1 protein-coding gene and 1 pseudogene are annotated in these 2,635 nt (G+C 39.0%); both read right to left on the bottom strand.

From position 1 onward, the window contains the following. Nucleotides 1-94: 94 nt before the first annotated feature. Nucleotides 95-1,318 (bottom strand): annotated as a pseudogene (locus tag B5D35_RS23355) (DUF3800 domain-containing protein); the annotation flags it as partial. Nucleotides 1,319-1,633: 315 nt separating this feature from the next. Further along, nucleotides 1,634-2,221: a Fic/DOC family protein gene (locus B5D35_RS23350; RefSeq protein ID WP_078754791.1), complete on the bottom strand. Its 588-nt coding sequence runs from the start codon at nt 2,219-2,221 to the stop codon at nt 1,634-1,636. Nucleotides 2,222-2,635 lie beyond the last annotated feature (414 nt).

The following is a 2,635-nucleotide window of genomic DNA, read 5'->3' as shown; positions in this document are numbered from 1 at the left end:
CCGCCGTTTTATCCATGAAACGAACAGACATTTTGTCTCAGGTGGGTCAATTTTAAATCGACGTTAGTGGGTCATTTTTACATCGGCGGTAACACAGCAATGGGCTAGAAAGAATAATGTTGATTTGCGACAGATCTAAATCCATTGCGAACACCACCACGATGCCAAGCACTGCAACGGAAATATACTGGTACAACATGGACACAACGGAGCCGTATTTCTCTGCAAGACTTGCACGAAGGTGTGCAGTCCATGCAAGAGAAAGCATTGAGCAGGTCACAAACACATAGCCCAGCATTGGCGTTCCACCTTCAATTTCTCCTCTGGATACTCCTGCCGCCCAGTATGCGAATGAACTAGCTATAATATCAGCTACTTGTATTTGCTTATGTTTCTTAGAGTCAGCGAACTTTAGAGACTTACCTTTTAGCGGTAGGCCAAACTTGCGGCGATCATAACCTAGCTCAACGCTGTCCTGAGTCCAATCCATGAACATACCAAACATTTCTCTTTGTTTTTCAATGCTATGAGAGTCATCGTGAACTAGATGGAAACCTTTTGGATATTCCTGTCCCCACTGAATACATTGCGCAAATAAAGCAGGAATAGACGGGTCAAGCGCAGATTTATCTAAGTCTGCCAATGCACTATCAATTACCTGCTTGGTTTCGAGAATTTGGTTTAAGTCCGACTTGAAGCCATCACTAGAAGATGATGCCTTGACCGATTCAACTGCGGTATAAAATACCTCGATTGATTCTGGTGTCTGTTCTTTGATCATTTGAACAAATAGCTTGTACATTTCATCGACCAACTCTTCATCACAAAATGATTGCAGGCAAATAAAGAGCATATTTGATAACGCAATATTTTGACCATTGACATATAAATCGACACCTTTGAGATGCAACATATGTTCAATAAGTAGGTCTACGATTTTTGAGGTAACCATAAAACGTTTTAAGAAAACATTAATTTTAACGCTATTTGGATTGATTGCTGAATCGCTCAATAAGCGAACAATACCATCTTGACCAGCCCTGTTTCGTTTAAGTCTCTTAAAGTGCAACTCGCTTTCTGCACGAGAACCCACCAACTCAAGAAGTCTTTCGGCTTCTTTGTAAGAAAGATCACAGCTAGCTAATGTAAATACAGGCTGATTATTGTCCAATAAATTTGAACCTGTGTTGCCTGACTCATCAAAATATATGGTAGGAATTAAGTTCTGCTTCTTACGAATATTTTCAGACTTTTGGTTTGCGACTTTTTGCGCTTTAGCTCGTTTTTTTTGTCTTTTATGTTTACTATTTTTGCTCATTTTTCATTCTGCCATTTAACGCTTACTATACGACTATAAGCCGTTCACTATCCTGCTATGATGCCGTCTTTCATTTGTCATTTCAATTGAAAATCAATAGTTTAGAGAGAAAAAGTGGAGACTCAGGTTGGTAAATGGAGCACAGGTTATACGTATATTGGTAAAAGGCCCCTTTCAGATAAGTTTTGATAGGGTAAATGTGTATTAACATGATGTGTCTGAGCTTTTATTCTAACCAATATTGGGGCATTTTTGATTTGAAAAGGGCTAGCTTTAACAGTTACCTGAACGGACTTTGGGTAGATAAAAGGGGCTTTAACTGATTGCCATATCAAAAATAAGCTCTAGAAATGATACGTCACCAAGATATCCTTGTACGTTGGCTTCAATCCATTGTTCTTTTGGAATCTCAGGCCAATTAAGCTCATATCCAGCCACAAAAACAAGCTCTTCAAAGAAAAACCGTGTGGTCCTACCATTTCCTTCTCGAAAAGGATGAATGATATTAATTTCACAAAAAATATCTGCGACTAGTCGAATAAATTCAACACGATCTGAGCATTCACGAAGTTGGGGGATACGTTCTAGCTGCCGTATAAGCTCTCTTTCAATAAAAGAGCAATGGCAAAAGCGCGTGTTGCCTTTACTGATATCAACATCACGTTCTTCTCCAGCCCATCCATACAGATCCTGAAAAAGCACCCAATGAAGATGTCTAAAGTGACCTATATCGAAGTCTTCTAAATCTGAGACAAGACTCGAATATTCAATATATCGATATTCAGAGAATGCGACTTCAGCTTCATCCAGTTTTTCGCTATCACGAATATTAAGTAGATTTATAAGTGTATTAGAGTGAGGATAGCAATAATGGTCCTGAGCGACTCCGTACTTATCTCGCATATTGCCGTTTTAACGCTTCCAGTGATTGAAATTTACTTTTTGCAGTAAGCCCTTCATAAGACGTGCTCACTTTAAAGTTTTTCGCTTTAGGAACAAATTGACGATTAGTCTTGGAGCTGTTCGCTTCAGCCTTGACGTACTTCATAAGCTTTCTCTACTAAGGTGTCTGACATTATCATTTTAACTGCCAACCTACTAACTATCAAACTCAATTGGCCAAACTGTCTTGAATTGAATGTTTGAAGTCAAATTGAATAACTTTTTATAGGGCAAACTCGCATTAACAGGATGTGAATGAGTCACTACTCTAAACGGTTTCGGGGCATTTTCAATTTAGAGGGCGGTTTGAATATCGAACATCACCGTACGTTAATGTTCGGTTACGTACACTACGTTTACATCCTGTCCAAAACT

Source organism: Enterovibrio nigricans DSM 22720 (assembly GCF_900167155.1).
Classification (GTDB): domain Bacteria; phylum Pseudomonadota; class Gammaproteobacteria; order Enterobacterales; family Vibrionaceae; genus Enterovibrio; species Enterovibrio nigricans.
Note: the sequence above shows the minus strand (reverse complement) of the source record. Positions and strands in the feature narration are given on the sequence as shown.

Bases quoted from the DNA above. Each gene is read 5' to 3' on its own strand.
- B5D35_RS23350 (WP_078754791.1), bottom strand. From the start codon at position 2,221: ATGCGAGATAAGTACGGAGTCGCTCAGGACCATTATTGCTATCCTCAC.